This window comes from Bacillus sp. sid0103, assembly GCF_019219025.1.
Genome location: NZ_JAHUWN010000015.1, coordinates 93,910 through 116,795 on the forward strand (window position 1 = coordinate 93,910; position 22,886 = coordinate 116,795).

Genomic DNA, 22,886 nt, shown 5'->3' on the forward strand with positions numbered 1-22,886 from the left:
ACAATCCTGTGTCGAATCGTTTGTATACTGAAGTTAATGGACTGTACTGTGTGGATTTATTATTTACTATTATAAGGCTATCATGTAAAATGGTTACTTGTAATACAGATAAGATTAGTAGGAATTAAAAGCATTACATTAAACTGCTACTAATCTAATTCTCTTTAAAATAAATATTTAGTGTAGGGGGAAGACAAATTGGTTCGTAACAATGTAAATATTCTTGTAGCCATCTTATTAAGTATCTTTCTAGTTCTTGCTGGCTGTTCTTCAAAATCGACAGATAAGTCAAGCACTAAAAATGAAGGAACTAATAAACCAGATACCTTTATTTACGGAATTGACGGAGATCCAGGGAACGCCGTTAACGTAATCACGACCGGAGACCGTTATGGTCTAATGGAAATTAAAACTCTTTATTCTCCATTGTATATGTATAACGGGAAAGATAATATTAAGTACTTCTTGGCGGAAAGTATGACACCATCAAAAGATTTCTTAACGTATACAGCAAAATTAAGAAAAGGCGTAAAGTGGCATGATGGCCAGTCATTTACTGCTGATGATGTGGTATTCACTTATGAGCAAATGTTAAAAGAAGAAAATGGTGGCTGGGCAAGAAGCCAGCTATTATTTAATAATCAACCAGTTAAAGTCGAAAAAGTAGATGACTATACAGTGAAATTCACGTTACCAACAGTTAGCATGGGGGCAATGGAAGCATTAGGTAATATTTTCATTATGCCGAAACATGTTTACGACGGGGAAACAAACATTGCGAATAGCACAAAGAATGCTACTCCGGTAGGTACTGGTCCTTATAAATTAAAAGAATATAAAGCTGGGGAAAGTGTTACCTTTGAAAAGAATGATGATTATTTCTTAGGTGCACCAAAGATTGCAAAAGTTGTTTACCGTATTATTATGGATCCGAATACAGCCACAATGGCTCTCCAAAAAGGAGAAATTAATGCTTTAGCTATTCAGCCTTCAGATTCAAGCAAATTTAAAGGGTCAAATGTGACCATAAAACCATATGATGAGGGTCGAATTGGTTATTTAGCTTTTAACTTAAGCTCAAAAGCAGTACAGAAAAAAGAGGTAAGACAGGCAATTGCTTTCGGATTAAATCGTGATGAAATCAATACAGCAAGTTATGTATCTACCGATTATTCTAAGCCTGCCTATTCTTTCTTACCAAAGAAAGCAACCTATTTTACTGACAAAGTAGAAAAACATAAATTTGATACAAAAAAAGCGAAAGACTTACTTTCAAAAGCAGGAGCTTCTAATCTAAAATTAAAACTTGCGTTTATTGCCAATAATCCAATCCAGCAAAAGCAAGCCGCTGTCATTCAACAAAACTTAAAAGCTGCAGGGATTTCGGTTGAGTTGGTAGGAATGGATGCTACTGCGCTAAGCAAGAAACTTCAAAGCGTGCAAACTGACTTTGATATGTATCTTAGCGGCTACATCATGGGAATTGACCCAGACACCTTTAATTCCTTGTTTGTATCGAATGGCGAAGCAAACTACATGCATTACAGCAATACAAAAGTGGATGAATTATTTAATCAAGGCCGTGTAGAGAAAGACGAAGCTAAGCGTAAAGCTATTTATGAAGAAATTCAGAAACTCATTATCGAGGATGCTGCCTTCTATCCACTAACAGAAAACAAACGAATTCTTGCAATTGATTCTAGAATCAAAGGCATTGAAGAAGCGGGTCTAGTACCAGTTTACACATTCGAGGATATGTCGAAGCTATCTTACTAATAATATGGCTCATTTGAAGATAAAGATAAACAGTCCGCTGTTTATCTTTATTTTTTAACCCCAAAAGTAATAGAATGGTAGAGTAGAATTCGTTTCCAGTAGACTCGCCCTCTATAAGTGAAGCGTAAGGAGTGGAATTATTTTTGTTAAAGTATATTTTTAAAAGGATTTTACAGGCAATCCCTTTACTATTCATTATTTCAATCATTTGCTTTACCCTTATACAATTGGCTCCATATGATGCGGTGGATGCAATGACGACACCGAACATGACGAAGAAAACCGTCGAACTGATCAAAGCCAGATATGGATTAGACAAGCCTGCCTATTTGCAATACTTTTATTGGGTTAAAGGGATTTTAAGCGGTGAATGGGGATATTCCATTGTCACGCATGAAAATATAACAAATGATCTTACAGCTAGAATACCAAATACTATTCTCCTAGTTTTTCCCGCTTACATCGTTGCCTTGTTTCTTTCCATTCTTCTTGGACTAGTTGCTGGTGCTAACAAGGGGAAATTAGCGGATAAAATCATTGATGGACTAAGTTCATTTGGGATAGCCATTCCTAGCTTTTGGATGGCGATGATACTCGTGTTTATTTTTGGCCATCGTCTAAATATTTTTCCAATCCTTGGAATGCACACCATTGGGAACGAAGAATCTTTTATCGATCTTCTCAGTCATATGGTGCTACCATGTACTGTATTAATGCTTTCATTCATACCGGAGCTAGTTCGTTATGTCCGTTCATCTACAATTGGACAGCTATCCGAAGATTATGTCATGGTTCAACAGGCATATGGAGCAAATCCAACATGGATTTTATTTAAACATGTACTGAGAAACGTTCTGCTTCCTATCATTACTATTGTAGGGATGAGCCTTCCAATGTTAGTAACCGGGGCAGTCGTAACAGAAACAGTTTTTGGTTGGCCGGGAATAGGGACGTATTTTGTAAAAGCGATTCAAGGGTTTGATTATCCAGTGGTCATGGCCATCATGTTGCTTTCAGCAAGTCTTGTCATTATTGGGAATTTGGTATCCGACATTTTATATAGTATTGTCGACCCAAGAATAAAGGGAATGGGGGAATAGAAGTTGGCCGGAAAGAAAAATAGAAGAACGCAACAGTTTAAAAAAGAACTTAAACGCAATAAAACGGCGGCCATTGCCCTCATTTTCCTTACTCTTATCTTATTCATATCTATCTTCGCCTTTTTGTCTCCGTATCCACCGGATAAGGTGGATGTAACAAGTGTTCTTGAAGGACCAAGTGCGAAGCATTGGTTTGGTACCGACGAGCTTGGCAGAGATTATCTAACAAGAGCCTTATACGGTGGGCGAATTTCCCTCACAGTTGGGATTTTAGCAATGCTTATTTCTACTAGTATTGGAGTATTAATAGGGACAATAAGCGGCTATTTTGGCGGCCGGGTCGATAACTTTTTAATGAGAACAGTTGATGTGATTTCTTCCATTCCATGGATGATTCTTGTGACAGTTGTAAGTATTTACCTTACACCAGGTTTAAAAGCTATTATTCTTGTTATTGGTCTTTTTACATGGATGAGCACGGCTAGGTTAGTTCGTGCTGAGACCCTCTCGATAAAAGAAAGAGAATATGTTTTATATGCTAAATCATCGGGACAATCATTGAAAAAAGTAATTTTGAAGCATATTATTCCAGCCGTTTTTCCAACATTCATCGTGGCATCTACAGTAAGTATTGCCAATGCAATATTAATGGAATCAGCCCTAAGCTTTCTTGGGCTCGGGATTCAACAGCCATTATCTTCATGGGGGAGCATGCTTCAAAATGCACAGGGAAACTTAGGAAATGCACCCTATATGGCAATACTACCTGGACTTCTCATCGTACTAACCGTTTATTCTTTTAATAGACTCGGTGATATTCTTCGGGCTGTTGTCGAGCCAAAGACGAGTGGGAAATAAATAGGAGGCCTAGCTGTAATGAGCAATAACGAAAAGAATAAAAATAATTTACTAGATGTTAATAACCTCCGTACAAGCTTTTACAACGGCAATTCGAAAACGGAGGTGGTCCGTGGCATAGACTTTACTGTTCAAAAGGGTGAAATACTAGGGATTGTCGGTGAATCAGGGAGCGGAAAAAGTATCTTGGTTAAATCGATTCTAGGTATTATCCCTAGTAATGCAAAAATCGATGCAGGAGAAATCATATTAGATGGGAAGAATTTCGAAAGCCTATCTAAAAAAGAAAAAAGGGCCATAAGGGGTCGCGATATCGCGATGATTTTTCAAGATCCAATGACAGCTCTTAATCCATTAAAAAAAGCAGGAGATCATCTTGTTGAATTACTAATAAGAGTTAGAGGTATGAACAAGAGAGAAGCTAAGCTCGAGGCTGTTGAACTGTTGAGAATGGTAGGAATTCCTTCACCTGAAACAAGAGTTAATCAATACCCCCATGAATTTTCAGGTGGAATGAGACAAAGGGTATTAATTGCTATGGCGTTAGCTTGTAATCCCAAGCTATTAATTGCAGATGAACCAACGACTGCCCTTGACGTCACCATCCAAGCACAAATTCTAGAACTGTTAAAAAAGCTGCAACAAGAAAACGATATGTCGGTTGTGTTCATTACACATGATCTTGGAGTTGTGGCGACCATATGCAGCCGCATTTTAGTTATGTATGCAGGAATGGTGATGGAAGAGGGGCTCGCCCATGAAATATTTTATTCACCCAAACATCCATATACAAAAGCGTTATTGAATTCCATTCCAAGAGTGGACGGAGAAAAAACGAGATTAAAACCCATAAAAGGTGCAGCACCATCGCTTCAAAGTATAAAGAGCGGTTGTCCCTTTGCCGAACGATGCGAGTATGCTATGGATAAATGTTTCATGGAGATACCAGAATACAAAAATTTCTCAGCAACGCAGAAAAGTATGTGCTTCTTAGTAGGGGAAGGAGATCAACTAGATGACTGAGACACAGGAAAAACTCATTGAAGTAAAAAATCTAAAGAAATACTTCCCATTAAAAACTTCTATGTTCAGCAAAAGCAAACCAGTTGTGAAGGCTGTAGATGATGTCTCTTTTCATATTTATAAAGGGGAAACATTTGGTCTAGTCGGAGAATCGGGGTGCGGTAAGTCAACATTGGGGAGAACTCTTAATCGCTTGTATGATCCGACGGAGGGAGAAATCCTTTTTGATGGTAAGGATATTGCGAAATTAAAGAGTAAAGAACTTCATCCGTATCGAAAAAGAATGCAGATGATTTTTCAGGATCCGTACTCCTCACTTAACCCCTATATGAATGTGGAAGAAATCATCGATGAACCGCTGGAAATTCATACCTCTCTTTCGAAAAATGAAAGAAGAGAAGTTATTATTGATATGCTTGAAAAGGTGGGCCTGAAAAAGGACGATTTAGAAAAATTTCCGCACGAATTTAGTGGCGGTCAGCGTCAAAGAATTGGTATTGCCCGGGCGTTAGCGATAAATCCTGATTTCATTCTATGTGATGAGGCTATTTCTGCACTGGATGTTTCCATACAAGCACAAGTAATTAATATGTTAGAAGATTTGCAGATTGAGATGAACCTAACTTATTTATTCGTGGCACATGATTTATCCATGGTCCGCCACATCTCTGATCGGATTGGTGTCATGTATCTCGGTAAAATGGTTGAGATATCCAAGAGTGAGGAGCTATACGATAAACCGTTGCATCCATATACGCAAGCTTTATTGTCTGCGATTCCAATACCGGATCCAATCAAGGCGCAGAATAGCATGCGAGAAATAATAACAGGGGAGCTTCCAAGCCCAATTGAGATGGAAACTGGCTGCCGTTTTCGATCGCGCTGTCCATTTGCTAAACCAATCTGTGCAGAAGTGGACCCACAGCTAAGAGAAGTAGATGGTGAGCATCTCGTTGCTTGTCACTTATATTAAAAAGGCGGACGGATAAAATGGAAAAGGTAAAGTTAGCGTTAAATTATGCTCTTATGCTTGAAATGATGAAAGCAAAAGGATTTAATAATCCAACTATCGTTGCCCTTTTGAATGAGGGAAATGAAGAATTACTTGAGAGTTTGGGGGAAGGGATTCCTTCTTGGCAAGCGCTGGTCGACTTTTATCACTTGAATAAAGAGAAATGTCACCAGGCAATCAAGGAGGGGTATGAAATTTCTTTTTTGACAAAGGGTGCACTTAAAACCTTGTTAGCCATTAAGTTTGGAATGAAGGAAGGCGAGGATTTCGTTGATACTGGAGAGTTTCTAGATACTGTTAAAATGACTGCCGATAATCTTCAGACACTCCGAAACATGATAGCGAAAAACTGGACGGTCGTCTTGCAAGAAGAAGACAAGGATCATGACATGTATTTGCTTAAAATTGAGCTAACATATAAACCGAATTTCAAGTTAAATTAACAGACAAAATAAAAAGAACCATCATTTCCGTCCCGGGATTGATGGTTCTTATGTTTAAATTGGTATAAATGGTCCTTTTTCGTTTTTGTTGTCCTTGATCTCATGTCTGTAAAGACAAATGGGCTTCGTTTTTCTGCTGGATTCATTCGACCTTCACGGGTCAGTTTTTCGCGTAACTTTTTGGCTTTAGATTTTGCCATTCCTATCACTCCTCTAATCATCGTTAGAGTTCCATTATATAACAATACATATCAAATCGTACACTCCCCCTTTAAAATGGGTGGAAAAGGTATCCATATTTAAAGGGAGAGGAATTGTTAAGAGTTAACGTTAGTTAACTCTGTTTGGTTCTGTTCTTTAATCGATGCTTGTTTTCGGGCATGAAGAAAATAATAGAGAACAATCCCAATTAGAACATAGAAGGAACATAAGAAATAGAGAGAGCTATAATTCATTTTTGCCGCCGCTAAGCCTACTACAAATGAACCCAAGGCAATGCCAATATCATAGATTGATAGGAAAGTAGCAGTAGCTAATCCTCGTTTTCGAGGGGCAGCATCTTGAATGGCGATTGTTTGAAAGGTTGGAAAAAGCGTTCCCCAGCCTAAACCAATCATTCCTGCTGAAAGAAGAAAGCTGACCACACCGTGGCTTTGACTTAAGAAAAACATTCCAATGGCAAACAATACGATGGATGGATAGACAATCACGTTGGGACCATAAAGGTCTAACCACTTTCCAGTAAATGGTCTGGAAATTAATAAAACAATTGCGTAGACCACAAAGAAAAGAGAGGAAACCTCTGTAAGGTTTATTTCCGTTGCATAGACTGAAACGAAAGAAAGAAGGGCGGAATAGACAATTGCTAGAAAGCAGCCGACAATCGCGATTGGAACGGCGGAAGCCTCGAAAAAGTTTCGAAATGAAAAGGAAGAATGTACAACCGGATGGTCAGCGTCCTCTGTTTCTTTAATCTTTACGCTTAACCCGGTAATCAAGGCCCCAATCGCGACTATGACACTAATGATGAACAGTGTTTCCGGGCCCCACTGCTGGATTGCCGTTAAGCCGATAAAGGGTCCTAACACCATCGCCATATTCGTCGACATAATAAAATAACCCATTCCTTCACCGCGGCGTGAGATCGGAATGAGGTCCGCCACGATCGCCCCTGCAGCTGTAGTCGCCATCCCAAAACCAACACCATGTAACAAACGAATGACCAAAAATCCAATGATTGTTTTTGGGAAAAAATATAACAGTGAGGCGCCTGAGAAAATAATCAGTGCCGTAAGCAGTACCTTTTTATGACTTGTTTTTTCAAGCCATTGACCAGCAAGAGGGCGGGAGATAATCGCCGAAATCAAAAACACGGTTGTCATTAATCCTGCTTCAGATGCATTGCTGTGAAATTCCTGTATCGCATAAATAGGAAGTGTGACGAGTAAAACATAAAAGGTTAAAAACAGAAAGAAGTTACTTAAAGAAATGCTGATAAAACTCCTCGTCCATAATTTAGGTTTATTCATTTGATCTACTCCTTTAATAAAAGCTGTTGCAACCAGCTATTTTGTAAATGAAATAGCTCCTCCTGGGTTGTCTCTGGAAGGTGCTTTAGTAATGACTGATTTGTTTCAAAGACAGTGCTTTCCCACTCGGGGAATAACGTTAAGGCCAGATCTGTTAACTCAATAAGTTTCTCACGTTTGTCTTTGCCTGTGACCTGCCGTACGTAGCCTTGTTTGACCAGCCGTTGAATCGTGCGTGTCATGGGGGGAGCCTCAACGAATAAATAATCACAAAGTTCCTTTTGGGTTAAGGTGCCTTTCGTTTTTAAGACGTAAATGACGGCCCACTGTGATCCGTATAAACCTAAAGGCTTCAATGCTTCATTAAGTGTATTGGTCAGATGGCGTGAAAGCTGATGGAGCGTATGGAATAATTCGTGGCTATTCATTTATGTAGCACACCTCAAACTTCTTTCTAAAATTAGTTACCTAGGTAACTATAGTGGTTTTATTGGAAAATGTCAAGTAAGATTCCCGAATGGGGGGCTGATGCTATACTCACGTAATACTTTAATATTTGGTGGAATTTTAGTCGAGAGTCCGGGGAATTATCATGGAAACGGGCGGAATAAAAAAAATCCGCGGAATCCAAAACAGCCGAATTCCGCGGATTTATTTTAAAAATCCTTATCTTAACACATTAAAATATCTAGCTTCTGGATGGGCAAACACCATCGCCGAAACCGAGGCTTCCGGTTCCATCATACAGCCCTCTGTTAGTTGAATTCCGATTTCTTCCGGCTGGATCAACTTAAATAGCTTTTTCTGATCCTCTAAATCAGGGCAGGCTGGGTATCCGAAGGAGAAACGCTGTCCCTGATAGTGGGCGGCAAAACGGTCCTGCATGGTAAAATCGAGTGGATCTGGAAATCCCCAACGATCGCGCATTTGCCGGTGAATTAATTCCGCAAAGCCTTCCGCTGTTTCCAGTGCCAATGATTGAAGAGCATGGCTCTCTAGAAAACGTCCTTCAGCTTTGAATTGGTCTGCTTTTTGACGGATTCCTTTTCCAGCTGTCACGGTAAAGAAACCTACATAATCTTTCACGCCACTGTCAATCGATTTAACAAAATCAGCTAAACAAAGAAATGGTGCTGATTCCTGACGCGGGAAATCAAACGTTTCAATCACCTGGTCTGGATTTTCAGGATCAAATATAATCACTTTGTTTCCATCCGATTGAGCAGGGAAAAACTGATAAGCGGCAGCTGGAGTAATCCATTTGTTAATGCGAGCGTCTTCTACCAATTGATCCACCACTTCTTTTACCTTTAACGCTTTTTCATTCTTCTCGGCGAGCAATTTAGATAGTTTACCCTTTACACCTAGATGGTGCCCAATCAGCATTTGCATATTGATATACGGTTCAATATGGGAAAGGGAGTATGATCTTAAAATATGTCTCTTCGTATCCATTGGAGTAAAAACAGGAACTTCTGTAGAAACGGTAGACCTTGGTTTTACTGCCACAGACACAGCCGAACGGCTTGGTAACTCTCTTGGAACGTCTAAAGATGCCAACTTTTCCATTTTATCATTAAGAAGTTTTTGATGTTCCTCAGGTGATCCAAGTTGATTAGCAATGGATAAGCCTGTCATCGCATCCTTTGCGTAGAGGACGAGTCCATCGTATTCCTTAGCTATTTTTGTATCGGTAAACTTTCGGGAAAGGGCAGCTCCTCCAACCAAAATAGGCAATGAAATTCCTGCTGCTTTCATGTCCTGTGCTGTTAATACCATTTGCTGTGCCGATTTAACCAGCAATCCGGATAAACCAACCATATCTGGTTTTTCTTTCTGAATGGCTTGAACTAAATCGGTTGGGTTCACTTTTATCCCTAGGTCGATCACGTTATAGCCATTATTGCTAAGAATAATATCGACTAGATTCTTACCAATATCATGGACATCGCCTTTTACGGTAGCCAAAATGACTTTTCCTTTCGAAGCAGAAACATCGCCTTTTTCCATATGAGGCTCTAAATGAGACACTGACGCTTTCATTACCTCTGCGCTTTGCAGAACTTCGGCAACAATTAATTGATTATCATTAAATAAACGGCCCACTTCCTTCATGCCATTCATTAAAGGTCCGTTAATAATATCAAGTGGAGCAGGATAGGTTTCAAGTGCTAGATCCAAATCCGGCAGCAAGCCTTCTTTTGTACCCTCAACCACATAATAAGCGAGTCGTTCTTCAAGACTCATATTTGGAACAGTTACTTTCGCTTCTTTCTTTTTACCTCGATAAAATTCAGTAAAGGTAGCTAAGGTTTCATCTGTCGTATCAAATAAAAGGGCTTCTGCTAACTGGACTTCTTCTTTGGATATGGAAGCAAACCTCTCTAGTTTTTCAGTATTAACGATCGCATAATCAAGCCCGGCATGAGTACAATGGTAAAGAAACACAGAATTTAAAACTTCTCTTCCGACAGGAGGAAGACCGAAAGACACGTTACTTATTCCGAGAATAGTTTGGGTTTCCGGTAGATGTTCTTTGATTAATTTAATTCCCTCGACCGTTGCCTTAGCAGAGCCTATATATTGTTCATCCCCTGTACCAACTGGAAAAACCAGCGGGTCAAAAATAAGATCTTGTGGTTTAAGCTTATATTTGTTTACTAATAGGTCATAGGAACGTTTGGCAATGGTTAATTTTTGCTCTGCTGTAACGCCCATACCCTCTTCATCAATAGTTCCTACTACTACGGCACCACCGTATCGGTGAATTAAAGGAACGATTGCTTCAAATCTTTCTTCGCCATCCTCTAGGTTAATTGAATTAATAATCGCTTTACCTTGCGAATATTTGAGTGCCTTTTCAATGACTTTCTCGTCAGTTGAATCAATGACAAGTGGCACCTTGACTTTCTTAACCACTTCTTGAATGAAATTTTCCATATCGATAATCTCTTCGCGGTCTGGGTCTGCAAGACAAATATCGATTACATGTGCTCCACCCTTAACCTGTGCTCGGGCAATTTCAGAAGCTTCTTCAAATTTTCCTTCAGTTATTAAACGTTTGAATTTGCGCGATCCAATAACGTTCGTGCGTTCGCCAACCATAATCGGCCTTAAAGTCGGATCATCGTAAACAAATGGCTCAATACCTGAAACCATATGAACAGTGGATTGCTTGGTTTCTCGTGGTTTAAAGTTTTTCATGGCTTCAGATATTGCGCTAATATGATCAGGAGTTGTCCCGCAACATCCGCCAACAATATTTAGCCAACCATGAGCCGCAAAATCAGAAAGCTTTTTCGCAAGAATTTCTGGTGATTCATGATAGTGCCCTTCTTCATCAGGCAAACCAGCATTCGGATAACAACTTACTGCTGTTGTTGCAAGATCGGAAAGGGAACGTATATGGTCTTGCATAAATTCTGGACCCGTAGCACAGTTAAGTCCAACAGCCACGGGATTCATATGCTCAACGGAAATATAGAACGATTCGATGGACTGTCCGGCAAGAGTTGTGCCCATTGGTTCAATGGTTCCGGATATCACTATTGGAAGTGTGGTTCCAGTTTTTGAAAAAGCACTTTGAATGCCTGAGAAACCAGCTTTTACATTCAACATATCCTGGCTCGTTTCAAGTAGAAGAAGGTCGACGCCACCGTCAATTAAGCCAAGCGCTTGTTCCTCGTAGCTGGCCGCAAGTGCATCAAAGGTTGTTCCGCCCGTCACACTTAGTGTTTTCGTTGTCGGACCCATAGAACCAGCTACAAAACGTGGCCATCCGTCGGTATAAACCTTTTGGACTTCGCCTATTGCGATCATCGCAGCGATTTTATTGATTTCATAGGCTTTGTAGCCGAGACCATACTCATCAAGGACAATGCTTGTAGCTCCAAACGTATTGGTTTCGATAATGTCTGCTCCAGCTTCTAAATATTCACGGTGAATATTAGCAATAACAGAGGGAGCCGTTAAATTAAGGTGTTCGTTACAGCCATCATATTCTTCGCCGCCAAAATCGTCAGCGGTAAGGTTTACTCGTTGAAGCATCGTTCCCATTGCTCCGTCCATAACGAGGATTCGTTTCTTTAACTGATCAGTAAATGATGTTTTCAGCAATGTTGTTCCCCCTCACTTCACTTGCACGCTGGCGCGTGTATAGAGCCAGCTCAGCTGTTAGTTCATAGCGTAAAAATGGTGTAATCAAATAAATACCGTTAAATAAATCAAGTGCGGTATCTATTAATGATTTTGTAATTTCAATTCCTTCCCGTGCGGCTTGAAGGGGATTGTCGTTTAAGCTTGCCATTCGGTTTCGAATGGAATCAGCAATTTTGATCCCCGGCACTTCATTATGAAGGAACTCGGCATTTTTACTGCTTGTCAGCGGCATAAGGCCAATATAAATTGGTGCATCAAGATGTTTGGTATTTTCATAGACTTCGATTAATTTTTCCTCCGAAAAAACAGGCTGGGAGATAAAGTAATCTGCTCCGTATTGTATCTTTTTCTCCAACCTCTTTACAGCTTTTTCAACTGAACGGACATTTGGGTTGAAGGCAGCGGCAATGCTAAAAGCGGTTTTTTGTCCCAAATCTTTTCCGGAAAAAGATAAACCTTCATTCAATTGCTTAATCATCTGGATTAATTCAAAAGAAGACACATCGTAAACAGAAGAAGCTCCCGGAAAATCGCCTACTCTTGCAGGGTCACCAGTGATCGCTAAGACATCATTCATCCCAAGCGTATGAAGACCCATTAAATGGGACTGTAAGCCAATAATATTGCGGTCACGGCAGGCAATATGAATCAGCGGCCGCATTCCTAATTTCTCTTTTACCAAATATCCTAAAGATTCATTGGATATCCGCACCGTAGCAAGAGAATTATCCGCTAAAGTAATGGAGTCAATACCTGCTTCTTTTAGGGCTTTGGCTCCTTCGAAGAACTTTGTCGTGTCTAGTTTTCTAGGTGGGTCTAATTCTACGATCACCGAGGGTCTTTCCTTCACAATTTCCTGAAGGGGAGCGAACTCCCTTTGTGGAGTAAGGCGATCAACAATGATGCTCTTTGGTTTTAATTTTACTATTTTTTCAGTAATTGGGAAACTATTCTTTAATTCAGCAGCAAAGGCTTTAATGTGGTCTGGCGTTGTACCGCAGCAGCCCCCAAGTAACCGAACACCTTGGTTCCGGAAAGCTCTTGCTGAATTTCGAAAATAATCAGCATCTCCCTCGTAATGAAATTTACCGTCCGTATAAGCAGGGAGACTAGCGTTTGGATAAGCAGATAAGAAAGCATGTTCAGGTAATTCGATTTGTTCCAAGGCTAATAGCATATGATGGGGACCTAGACGGCAATTAAGTCCTACTACATCAGCCCCGAGCGCTTCCAGTCGTTTTAAGGCGTCATTGACAGGTGTACGATCTTGTAAAAATCCTGGTTCCTGATGGGAGACCTGAGCGATGATTGGCAGTTTTGTTTCCTTTCTGGCAATGGTTAGAATGGTCTCGAGTTCTTCAAGATCGTAAAAGGTTTCAAGCAATAGGCCATCTACTCCTTCTAGGAGGAGACAATACAATTGTTCACGAAAACTTCGTTTTAATTCTTCTATAGAAATGGAATCGGGTTTTATTCCTCGATTGCCTCCAATAGTTCCAAGGACGTACGTATTAGTTTGAGAAGCTGCCTTTTTAGCTAATCGGACGGCTTCACTGTTAATTTCCTTTACGGAATCCTCTAAACCATACCGCTGCAGCTTTAGGTAGTTTGCCGCATAGGTATTGGTTTGAATAACATCTGCTCCCGCATCAATATAGGTTTTATGGATCGATTGGATGTGGTTTGGCTGGGAAAGATTCAATTCCTCCAAACAGCTATCCTTACCGTAGGAATACAAGAGAGTACCCATTGCACCATCTGCAATTAAGATTTGATTTTGTAATTTTTCTAAAAAGCTCATGATGATTCTCCTTGATGTAATACCAAATGTTTATCGCGAACTTGCTCAAGTGCCTGTGAAAAATCCTTAATCAAATCATCCGGATTTTCGAGCCCAACCGATAAGCGAACTAGGCTATTTGTAATCCCACGCTTTTCTCTCTCCTCTTGAGGCATTGCCGCATGGGACATTTTCGATGGATAGGAAAGAATGGATTCAACTGCTCCGAGGCTGACAGCAAATACAGGTATTTTTACGTTTGCAAGAAAGGTTCGAAGCGCATCTTCATTCGCCAATTCAAATGATAAGACTGCTCCAGGACCAGCTGCTTGCTCTTTCTGAATTTGATATTGCGGGTGACTTTCGAGCCCCGGATAATGAACCTTATCAACAAGCGGGTGAGCATCTAAATATTCCGCAAGTTTAATAGCTGATTTTTGTGATTGTTCCAATCGAACGTGAAGCGTCTTGATCCCTCTTAAAACGAGCCATGCATCTTGAACACCTAAGATGGCCCCAAACCCATTTTGTAAAAAGCCTAATCTTTTCGCCAAGTCTTCGTCATTAACGACAGCAAGTCCAGCAACCACATCACTATGACCGGATAGGAATTTCGTAGCACTATGCAGGACAACATCTGCTCCTAACTCCAATGGCTTTTGGTGGGAAGGTGTGAGGAATGTGTTATCAACAAAGGTTAGTGCGCCCGTCTCCTTAGCGAGATTGCTTATCGCATGTATGTCCGTTACTTTCATTAAAGGATTCGAAGGAGTTTCCACATAAAACGCCTTCGTATTCGGCTGAATCGCTTGTTTTACTTCCTCTAGATTAGTCATATCGACAAAGGTATGTTCGATTCCGAGCCGAGTGAGGACCTGAGTAACCATCCGAAATGTACCCCCATAGACATCCTCGGTTATTACAATATGATCACCTGCAGAAAGCAAGAGGAAGGATGTTGAAATCGCAGCCATACCAGATGAAAAGGCAAATCCTTTTAATCCGCCTTCGAGTTCTGCAATGACATCTTCAAGTGCTTCTCTTGTCGGATTTAAACTCCGGCCATAATCGTACTTGCCAAACTGATCGAAATCAGATTGGTGGAAGGTAGATGCATGCTGAATGGGTACACTAACGGCTCCAGTTGTGGGATCAATTTTGTGCTTATTATGAAGGAGCCTGGTTTCAAACGTATATTCATCGTGTGCCATTATGCAATCACTCCTTCTTGGACATGGGCAAAAGCTTTTTCCAAATCTTCAATTATGTCTTGTGAATCCTCAAGTCCAACGGAAAAACGTAATAAACGATTGCAAACGCCTGCTTGAATGCGAATCTCTTCTGGGATATCCATATGTGTTTGCGTTGCTGGATAAGTAATGAAGCTTTCTGTTCCACCTAAGCTTTCTGCAAAACTGATTAAATTTAAATTCTGTAAAAATGGATTCACCCAAGCTTCGTCTTTTATTCTAAAAGAAACCATTCCACCACGTCCCGGGTAAAGGACATCTGTTACGGCATCATGCTGAGCAAGGAATTCGACAATCGCCTTTGCATTTTTTTCATGGCGTTCCATTCGTAGTGACAATGTTTTCATTCCGCGCATTAATAGCCAAGAATCAAATGGACTTAAGACCGCTCCGGCACCGTTATGATGGAAGGCCAATGCTTCACAAAGTTCTTTTCCTTTTGCCACAACGAGCCCGGCTAGGACATCATTATGGCCTCCAAGGTATTTTGTTGCACTGTGAATGACAATATCAGCACCTAGAGCTATTGGCTGCTGTAATAGTGGTGTATAGAATGTGTTGTCGACAATTAGCAAAAGGCCATGTTCCTTGGCAATCTTTGATACAGCGGCAATATCGGATTCCTGCATTAAAGGATTAGTGGGTGTCTCTAGGAAAATAGCTTTCGTTTGCGAAGTAATTTTCTTTTCAATTTCTACCGGACAACAGGTATTGACATATTGACTCTTCAAGCCCCATTTTTGATAGCCTTTTTCTAATAGACGGTAGGTTCCTCCATATAAATCTTCGCTAACAAGCCATTCATCACCGGATTCAAATAATGAAAGAATCGTTAAAATAGCTGACATACCAGAGCTACAGGCAAAACCTTGATCTCCGCCTTCTAAATCCGCAATTGTTTTTTCTAGAAGTTGGCGGGTTGGATTCCCTGTTCGGATATAATCAAAACCAGTTGATTGGCCAATTCCCTCATGGCGAAAGGCCGTTGAAAAGTATACAGGCGGATTAACGGTTCCAGTAGTTGTTTCACTGCGGTTTCCAATTTGGGCAAGTTTCGTATCAATTTTGTACATAATGCACTCTCCTTGTTTTATAAAAATAAAAAAAGCCTTCTATAAGAAGAAGACTTTTGTAAGTACGACCAAAGCGTCATTCTTCTTATCTCGCAAATTAGAAAATAATTTGCAGGACTTAGCACCTTTTCAATGGCGAGCCATTGATGGTTGCTGAGGTGTCGCAGGGCCATTCCCTCAACCTCTCTTGATAAGAAAACAATATTTAGATTATTTATAAAATTTACTACAACTGTATAGGTGGAGTCAATAGTTTTTTTATGTCAACATGATCAGTTGATACCTTTCTTATTTAAATAAAAAAACTTGGATGTTATTTTGGCTGTCGATTGTGCAGAGCAATACGTTACTTATTTCAACCTTATGAAAGTTGACAAGTGTATTAACAAGCCAGTCTTCCATTACGTTTATTTCTTTTAGGGCAGAATAATCTATCTTGCCCTCTCGTATCACCGTTTTGGGGAGATCAAATGGCTCTACGGTCATTTGATAATTTGCCGGTGTCAAAGCCACATATTGTGGATCCAAAAATATTGAGATCTTGCCATCTGATTCCCACAATGCCAAAGCGACTTTTTTCAGATCTTCTACTTTTTCTTTGCGTAACTCTGCTAATAAATGATCAATAGAAATTCTCGCTTTCTTTAAGCCTTTATAGTTGATTTCACCATTTTTTATAAGCGGATATGGTGCTGGATCCAAGAACTTTTCAATACGGTTCGATTTTAGGCTGATGAATAAACTTGCTGTGTACAAGACCACCAATACAATGGTTGAAATCATCGAACCCTTCATTCCAAGCCGTTGATCTGATAATGGATGAGCAATGATATTACCGAGGACTAATGTGATAACAAAATCTAATAATCTTAATTGGGAAATAGCACGTTGGCCCATGACTTTTGCAACAATCAGCAAAAAGAAGAACGCAATAATAGATCTTAATATCCACTCAATAGAACTAAGTGTTTCTTGGCTATGAAAAAAATCCAATGAAGACACATCCTTTTCATAAAAAACATCTCACTTAGTATTGGCACAGTTCATCAATTTTCTACCTTTGTTCGGTAAAAAAACAAAAACAGGATAAGCTCATCGCTAATCCTGTCTTGATATTACACATGTAAGAATTTGATACAAACGGGATGCGGCACTTCGATATCCGACAGTAATAATGTAAGTTTTCCGGTATTCAGATCCCGTGAAAACAACACAATATTGCTGGACTCTTGATTGGAAGCAATGATGAATTTCTCGGTTGGGTCTAACATAAAGTCTCTCGGCCAGTCACCTTCAGTAGATGTACGCTCAACAAAGCTTAGTTCGCCGGTTTCTTGATCAACACGGAACACTGCAATACTGTTATGGCCGCGGTTACCAGCGTATACAAACCGTCCATCAGAAGAAATATGAATCGCACTTCCTTGGTTATTCTCGTTAAAATCGTCAGGAAGAGTAGAAATATATTGTCTCTCTGTGAAATGGCCATTTTCTGGGTGGTAGGTTAAAACAATCACTTCGGAACTAAACTCGGTCATGATGTAAGCAAGGTTTTTGGTTGGATGGTAAGTAAGATGTCTTGGTCCGCTGCCGCCTTTTAATGGTAAGCGGCTAACCTCTTCAAGAGAGCCATCATCGCCAATTTGATAGGTAATCAAACAGTCGATTCCTAACTCAACTACTGCAACGTACTTTTCGTCTGGTGTGACCCCTGCAAAATGAGTATGTGGTTTTTCTTGTCTAGGATCTGGTCCGGCCCCCTCGTGTTTCATAATTGAAACGGGGGGATTAAGTGCCCCTGTAGTTGGATTTAGTAAATAGGATTCAACCGAGCCCTTGTGGTAATTTGAACTGAATAAATACTTCCTGGTTGAATCTAAACTAACATGACAAGGGGATGATCCTGGTAATAGCTGTTTGTTAATCGGTGTTAGTTCTCCTGACGTTTTATTAATCGAATACGCTGCGACACCGCCCTCGTCTCCTTCTTTCATTACCGCGTAAAGATACTGATTGTCCTTACTAATGGTTACATATGTAGGATTTTCTAAGTTTGCCACGGCTTTAATATCCGATATTTTTGCGGAATCAGTGTCAAAAGAAAACGAGTAAACCCCTTTACTGTCTCCTTTTGTGTACGTTCCTATGTAGCCAAAAAATTTGGTCATAATGAATTAGCTCCTTGTATTCAAAATTAGTTCCTTTCTATTTTAACAAAAGATGGGAAGATTATTTATTATAACGACTTCTGCTAAGATAGAAGCAAAAAATAAAGCATCTTAAAATGTTTCTTGTTTTTAAATAAATTTCTAGACATTTGATGAAATGATAGTATAAAAAAGTTGTAACTCAACGTGGTTAAAACTATGATGGGATTGAAGAAATCAATGAAAAAAAGGCAAGTCTTATAATTGGAACTCAATCTATTATAAATTCATGAAAAGAGGCGAAGAATACATGGTTTATGAAGCAGCAGAAAATCGTTATGAATCAATGAAATATAATCGCAGTGGACGTTCAGGGTTAATACTACCAGCCGTTTCACTTGGACTATGGCATAACTTTGGCGGAGTCGACACCTATGAAAATGGCCGGGCAATGCTGAGAAGGGCGTTTGATTTAGGAATTACTCATTTTGATTTGGCCAACAATTATGGCCCGCCAGCGGGGTCTGCTGAAGAAATGTTCGGTAGAATCTTAAAGACAGACTTTGCTCCCTACCGAGATGAAATGATTATTTCTACCAAAGCTGGCTACTACATGTGGCCAGGACCGTATGGAGATTGGGGTTCAAGAAAATACTTGGTTTCAAGTCTAGATCAGAGTCTAAAACGATTGGGACTTGATTATGTCGATATTTTCTATTCTCACCGTCCAGATCCAAATACACCGCTTGAGGAAACCATGGGAGCATTAGATTCAATTGTTCGTCAAGGTAAAGCGTTGTATGTTGGGATCTCCAATTATAGTGCTGAGCAAACAGCTGAAGCAATTAAAATCTTAAATGAGCTAGGTACACCATTGTTGATCCACCAGCCAAAATATTCCATGTTTAACCGCTGGATTGAGGACGGCTTGCAGGACGTTCTGCAGGAAAACGGTGTAGGTTCGATTGCCTTTAGTCCATTAGCACAAGGTTTATTAACCAATAAATACCTAACAGGGATCCCAGCAGATTCTCGTGCAGCAAAACCAACTGGGTTCCTAAGTAAGGATCATGTAACAACTGAGGTTGTGGAGCGTGTTCAAAAGTTAAATGAAATAGCAGTTGAGCGCGGACAAAGTCTCTCTCAAATGGCTCTTGCCTGGGTTTTACGCAAAGGAATGGTTACTTCTGTCCTAATTGGTGCAAGCAGAGTGAGTCAAATTGAGGAAAATGTTGCTGCAGTGAATAACCTTGATTTTTCTGATCAAGAATTAGCAAGGATTGAGGATATTCTTAATAGCTAGTGTAGATAAAGTTTAAAAATGCCATTTTAAAAATGGCATTTTTCTTATATAATGGAGGTTCTTTTATTTGCATTATTCAGGCGGATAAGTGATATTTATACTATCTACGAAAACGCGCATCTATAAAAAGGAGACTATCATGGCAAAAAATAATAACAATAGGAAAAAAGAAGCAAAATCATCATCTGCCTTTACTTTTTGGATGATTGGATTGGTTGCGGTTTTTATTTTAGGATTCATTTTTTTAGGCAATCATTCCAAACAAGAAGATAAAACTACAGCAATAAAAATTGATTATAGCAATCAGCCATACAAAGGTAAGGAATCAGCTCCTGTTTCGATCATTGAATTCGGTGATTATAAATGCCCGAATTGCAAAAACTTTGCTAATGATGTAGTACCAATTATCGAGAAAGAACTAGTTGATACTGGGAAAGCAAAATTTTACTTTATGAATGATTCGTTTATTAACGTGGACTCTACACGATCTGCTAAATTTGCAGAATCAGTATTCCAAGAGCTTGGCAATGAAACGTTTTGGAAATTCCATGAACTTTTATATGAAAAGCAGCCAGTAGACACCAAGTATGAAAAAATAGATTTGTTTACTGAAGAATTCCTCGTAGATACATTGAAGGAAGTTGCTAGCGGTAGTGACGTCGATAAGGTTGTGAAAAACTTCCAAGCAAAGAAGTCTGATAATGCGTGGAACAAAGATATGGATTACGCTGAAAAACTAGGTGTTACAGGAACCCCAACCATCTTCGTTAATGGGGAAAAGTTTGATGGACAAACTATTGATGACTTAAAAGACATGGTAGAAAAAGCCGCAAAGGGTGAATAAGTATGAATAAATCCTTACTTCTCGCCTGGATTGCTGCCATCATTGCCACACTAGGTAGTCTATATTTTAGTGAGGTTATGCACTACATTCCATGTACACTTTGTTGGTACCAACGAATATTCATGTATCCACTAGCCATTATCCTGGGAGTGGCGGTTTACCGGAATGATAAAGGCATCTATAAATATGCGCTACCATTATCCATTATTGGCCTCTTAATTGCTGGATACCATACGTTATTACAAAAAATTCCGTATTTACAGCAGTTTGAAATGTGTACAACGGGTGTACCCTGTTCCAAGGATTACATTAACTGGCTTGGTTTTGTTACCATTCCGTTATTAGCTTTTATTGCATTTACGATTATTACTGTCTGCTTAATCATAATCTCGCGTGACAAAAAGTAAAGAATTTATCAATTATAAAGAGCGGTGAAACCAATAGGTTTACCGCTCTTTTCTGTTGAAAGCCTTTGTTAAATCTACCAATGTTAATTATTGGTAAATTTAGTAGATTACCAATTAGAACATAAAGGATGCTCCAACAATGATCAATAAAATAAACAACACAACAACTAACGCGAAGCTGCTGCTACTTCCATGTCCCATAAAAATCACCTCCTCTTCTGAATTATTACAATGTATGCTTGAAGGGGGTGAGATGAAACGGACAAACGTTGACTAAAAGAAAAAATATAGGTCAAATTATTATTGGAAAGACGGTTTGAAGAATTTTAATAAATAAATAATTTTATAGAACATATTATTATAGTATAATAAAATACAGTTATTTGGATTAATGGAAAAGACAGTCATTTTACTTGAAGAGGTGTTAGGCAATGGCAAAAATTTTAGTAGCAGGTGAGATCCCGCAAAAGGGATTAGAGATGTTATTAGAAGATCACGAGGTGGAAGTATTTACAGGAGTGAAATTGATTACTGAAACTGAATTAAAAGAGCGAATCCAAGATAAGGATGCTCTTCTAAGCTTATTATCTACCCCAGTATCAAAAGAAGTAATTGACCAGGCCCCTCATTTAAAAATCATTGCAAACTATGGAGCTGGTTTTAATAATATTGATTTTGAACATGCAGCATCTAAAGGAATTCCAACCACCAATACACCAATCGCATCAACTGCGGCAACGGCTGACCTTACGATTGCACTTTTATTAGCTGCAGCAAGAAGAGTAGCCGAAGGGGATGAAGTCTGTCGTACGGTTGGTTTTAATGGGTGGGCTCCCCTTTATTTTCGAGGACGTGAAGTAACAGGAAAAACGATCGGGGTCGTTGGATTTGGTCAAATTGGACAAGCTGTTGCGAAACGAGCGGCTGCCTTTGACATGAAGGTTTTATATACGGGTCCAAACCGAAAAAGTCCTCAAGTTGAACAGTCACTTAACGCGACATACGTATCTTTTGATGAATTAGTTGCTGAATCCGATTTTATTACGATTAATTGTGCGTATAATCCAACGATGAAACACATGTTCAGCACGAAGCAATTCGAAATGATGAAACCTACAGCCTATTTGATTAACTGTGCTCGAGGGCCAATTGTGGATGAAGCTGCATTGATATCGGCATTGGAAGGGAATCAGATTGAGGGAGCCGGCATTGACGTATTTGAATTCGAACCGGAAATTAGTGACGGTTTGAAAAAATTGAAAAACGTTGTATTAACACCACATATCGGTAATGCAACTTATGAAGCACGTGATGCCATGGCGATTATGGCGGCAGGGAACATTGTTAAGGTGTTAAGAGGCGAGGCCCCTTCATATGTGATTAATGGGGTTAAGAAAGAACCCATTCTCGTCTAAATCGTATATGAACTGAAAAAAAGACGGCAGGTGCCGTCTTTTCTTATGAATATTGGGGACGAAGTTTAGCTCGTTTATTGACATCCTGTTCGGCACTAAGAGCTGCATTTGCCCCGTCAGCTGCAGAATTTAAACAGATCTGCCCAAGAATGCCGTTAGCATCCATACATGCTTCTCAAGTTCAGAGTGAATGGCGAGCAGCATGTCTCCAGTCGTTTCATCATTTTTTTCTTCCGCATAGCTCATACCTTCTTTAAGTTCGCCAATGATTATAGAGAAGTCGTTGATCACTGATTCCACCATTTCCACCGTGGATTCATTACCTGAAGCTTCCTTAATAGAAGATATTTCAAGATACTCTTTCATTGTCGCTGCCGGTTTTCCTCCGATTGCTAGCAACCGTTCTGCTAATTCATCGACATGAAGACCAGCCTCATTATAAAACTCTTCAAATTTGACATGTAAGGTAAAGAATTGCTCCCCTTTCACATACCAATGATAGTTATGTAACTTCGTATACAAGACAGACCAGTTTGCAATTTGTTTGTTAAGTACACTCACTAACTGATTTTCCATAATAATATAGCCTCCTTTTTCACTTCACTTATATTATTACCAAAGTTTGACTTGAAATCCTGTATGATTTTAAGGAATTTGTTGTCAATTTAGTGAAAAATCGTGGATTTAAAGAGTGAATAGCTCAATTAGGATGTTACATGCATGAAACAATATGTAATAATTTGTCCTATCCTATCCATACCAACCATT

At 39.5% G+C, this 22,886-nt stretch carries 21 protein-coding genes and 1 riboswitch; of the genes, 10 read left to right on the plus strand and 11 right to left on the minus strand.

The genetic code is table 11. The features are described from left to right. Nucleotides 1–198 precede the first annotated feature (198 nt). The 6 genes from KW850_RS17465 to KW850_RS17490 all read left to right on the plus strand — a co-directional run bounded on the left by KW850_RS17465 (nt 199) and on the right by KW850_RS17490 (nt 6,212). Nucleotides 199–1,776, plus strand: coding sequence for an ABC transporter substrate-binding protein (locus KW850_RS17465; RefSeq protein WP_218348882.1), 1,578 nt, complete (start codon nt 199–201; stop codon nt 1,774–1,776). 143 nt (nt 1,777–1,919) lie between these two features. After that, nucleotides 1,920–2,876 carry an ABC transporter permease gene (locus KW850_RS17470; RefSeq protein ID WP_218348884.1) on the plus strand — a complete coding sequence of 319 codons (957 nt, stop codon included), beginning with the start codon at nt 1,920–1,922 and terminating at the stop codon, nt 2,874–2,876. 3 nt (nt 2,877–2,879) lie between these two features. Then, complete coding sequence (locus KW850_RS17475; protein WP_218348886.1) at nt 2,880–3,734, plus strand: ABC transporter permease; 855 nt, start codon at nt 2,880–2,882, stop codon at nt 3,732–3,734. Nucleotides 3,735–3,752: 18 nt separating this feature from the next. Continuing rightward, nucleotides 3,753–4,757 carry an ABC transporter ATP-binding protein gene (locus tag KW850_RS17480; protein WP_218348888.1) on the plus strand — a complete coding sequence of 335 codons (1,005 nt, stop codon included), beginning with the start codon at nt 3,753–3,755 and terminating at the stop codon, nt 4,755–4,757. Next, entirely contained in the window at nt 4,750–5,730 is a 981-nt protein-coding gene (locus KW850_RS17485) for an ABC transporter ATP-binding protein (RefSeq protein WP_218348889.1), read from the plus strand. The genes KW850_RS17480 and KW850_RS17485 overlap by 8 nt, the downstream gene beginning before the upstream one ends. Before the next feature lie 17 nt (nt 5,731–5,747). Continuing rightward, nucleotides 5,748–6,212: a hypothetical protein gene (locus KW850_RS17490; protein ID WP_218348890.1), complete on the plus strand. Its 465-nt coding sequence runs from the start codon at nt 5,748–5,750 to the stop codon at nt 6,210–6,212. On the opposite strand, the gene KW850_RS17495 is transcribed toward KW850_RS17490, so the two are convergent. The 9 genes from KW850_RS17495 to KW850_RS17535 all read right to left on the minus strand — a co-directional run bounded on the left by KW850_RS17495 (nt 6,209) and on the right by KW850_RS17535 (nt 18,170). Continuing rightward, entirely contained in the window at nt 6,209–6,412 is a 204-nt protein-coding gene (locus KW850_RS17495) for a hypothetical protein (RefSeq protein ID WP_218348892.1), read from the minus strand. The two genes, KW850_RS17490 and KW850_RS17495, sit on opposite strands and share 4 nt — an antisense overlap. Before the next feature lie 117 nt (nt 6,413–6,529). After that, nucleotides 6,530–7,741 (minus strand): MFS transporter, encoded by a 1,212-nt coding sequence (locus tag KW850_RS17500; RefSeq protein WP_218348894.1) that lies wholly within the window; start codon nt 7,739–7,741, stop codon nt 6,530–6,532. A 5-nt stretch (nt 7,742–7,746) separates the two neighbouring features. Next, nucleotides 7,747–8,169, minus strand: a complete 423-nt coding sequence (locus KW850_RS17505) for a MarR family winged helix-turn-helix transcriptional regulator (protein WP_218348896.1) — start codon at nt 8,167–8,169, stop codon at nt 7,747–7,749. 238 nt (nt 8,170–8,407) lie between these two features. Beyond that, nucleotides 8,408–11,857: a methionine synthase gene (gene metH / locus KW850_RS17510; protein ID WP_218348897.1), complete on the minus strand. Its 3,450-nt coding sequence runs from the start codon at nt 11,855–11,857 to the stop codon at nt 8,408–8,410. Further along, the gene (locus KW850_RS17515) at nt 11,835–13,700 is read right to left on the minus strand and encodes a bifunctional homocysteine S-methyltransferase/methylenetetrahydrofolate reductase (RefSeq protein WP_218348900.1); all 1,866 of its coding nucleotides are present in this window, start codon (nt 13,698–13,700) and stop codon (nt 11,835–11,837) included. The genes metH and KW850_RS17515 overlap by 23 nt, the downstream gene beginning before the upstream one ends. Beyond that, nucleotides 13,697–14,890, minus strand: a complete 1,194-nt coding sequence (metC, locus tag KW850_RS17520; protein WP_218348902.1) for a cystathionine beta-lyase — start codon at nt 14,888–14,890, stop codon at nt 13,697–13,699. The genes KW850_RS17515 and metC overlap by 4 nt, the downstream gene beginning before the upstream one ends. Further along, nucleotides 14,890–16,002, minus strand: a complete 1,113-nt coding sequence (locus tag KW850_RS17525) for a methionine biosynthesis PLP-dependent protein (protein WP_218348904.1) — start codon at nt 16,000–16,002, stop codon at nt 14,890–14,892. The genes metC and KW850_RS17525 overlap by 1 nt, the downstream gene beginning before the upstream one ends. Before the next feature lie 82 nt (nt 16,003–16,084). After that, nucleotides 16,085–16,199: riboswitch (SAM riboswitch) on the minus strand. A gap of 91 nt (nt 16,200–16,290) precedes the next feature. Continuing rightward, nucleotides 16,291–16,995: a DUF421 domain-containing protein gene (locus KW850_RS17530; protein ID WP_218348906.1), complete on the minus strand. Its 705-nt coding sequence runs from the start codon at nt 16,993–16,995 to the stop codon at nt 16,291–16,293. Between the two features lie 122 nt (nt 16,996–17,117). Further along, nucleotides 17,118–18,170: a lactonase family protein gene (locus tag KW850_RS17535; RefSeq protein WP_218348907.1), complete on the minus strand. Its 1,053-nt coding sequence runs from the start codon at nt 18,168–18,170 to the stop codon at nt 17,118–17,120. 289 nt (nt 18,171–18,459) lie between these two features. Here KW850_RS17535 and mgrA point away from each other — a divergent pair, with 289 nt between their 5' ends. The 3 genes from mgrA (at nt 18,460) to KW850_RS17550 (ending at nt 20,703) form a co-directional block, all read left to right on the plus strand. Further along, nucleotides 18,460–19,452 carry an L-glyceraldehyde 3-phosphate reductase gene (mgrA, locus tag KW850_RS17540; protein ID WP_218348912.1) on the plus strand — a complete coding sequence of 331 codons (993 nt, stop codon included), beginning with the start codon at nt 18,460–18,462 and terminating at the stop codon, nt 19,450–19,452. A gap of 139 nt (nt 19,453–19,591) precedes the next feature. Continuing rightward, a complete protein-coding gene (locus KW850_RS17545; RefSeq protein ID WP_218348914.1) occupies nt 19,592–20,296 on the plus strand; it encodes a DsbA family protein in 705 nt (234 codons plus the stop codon). Between the two features lie 2 nt (nt 20,297–20,298). Further along, nucleotides 20,299–20,703 carry a disulfide oxidoreductase gene (locus KW850_RS17550; protein ID WP_218348916.1) on the plus strand — a complete coding sequence of 135 codons (405 nt, stop codon included), beginning with the start codon at nt 20,299–20,301 and terminating at the stop codon, nt 20,701–20,703. Between the two features lie 114 nt (nt 20,704–20,817). Here KW850_RS17550 and KW850_RS17555 read toward each other — a convergent pair whose 3' ends face one another. Next, on the minus strand, nt 20,818–20,904 hold the full coding sequence (locus KW850_RS17555) for a YjcZ family sporulation protein (protein ID WP_218349015.1): 87 nt from the start codon (nt 20,902–20,904) through the stop codon (nt 20,818–20,820). Nucleotides 20,905–21,134: 230 nt separating this feature from the next. Between KW850_RS17555 and KW850_RS17560 the strand changes: the two genes are divergently transcribed. Next, on the plus strand, nt 21,135–22,118 hold the full coding sequence (locus KW850_RS17560) for a 2-hydroxyacid dehydrogenase family protein (protein ID WP_218348918.1): 984 nt from the start codon (nt 21,135–21,137) through the stop codon (nt 22,116–22,118). Between the two features lie 129 nt (nt 22,119–22,247). On the opposite strand, the gene KW850_RS17565 is transcribed toward KW850_RS17560, so the two are convergent. Then, nucleotides 22,248–22,694, minus strand: coding sequence for a Dps family protein (locus tag KW850_RS17565; RefSeq protein WP_218348925.1), 447 nt, complete (start codon nt 22,692–22,694; stop codon nt 22,248–22,250). Nucleotides 22,695–22,886 lie beyond the last annotated feature (192 nt).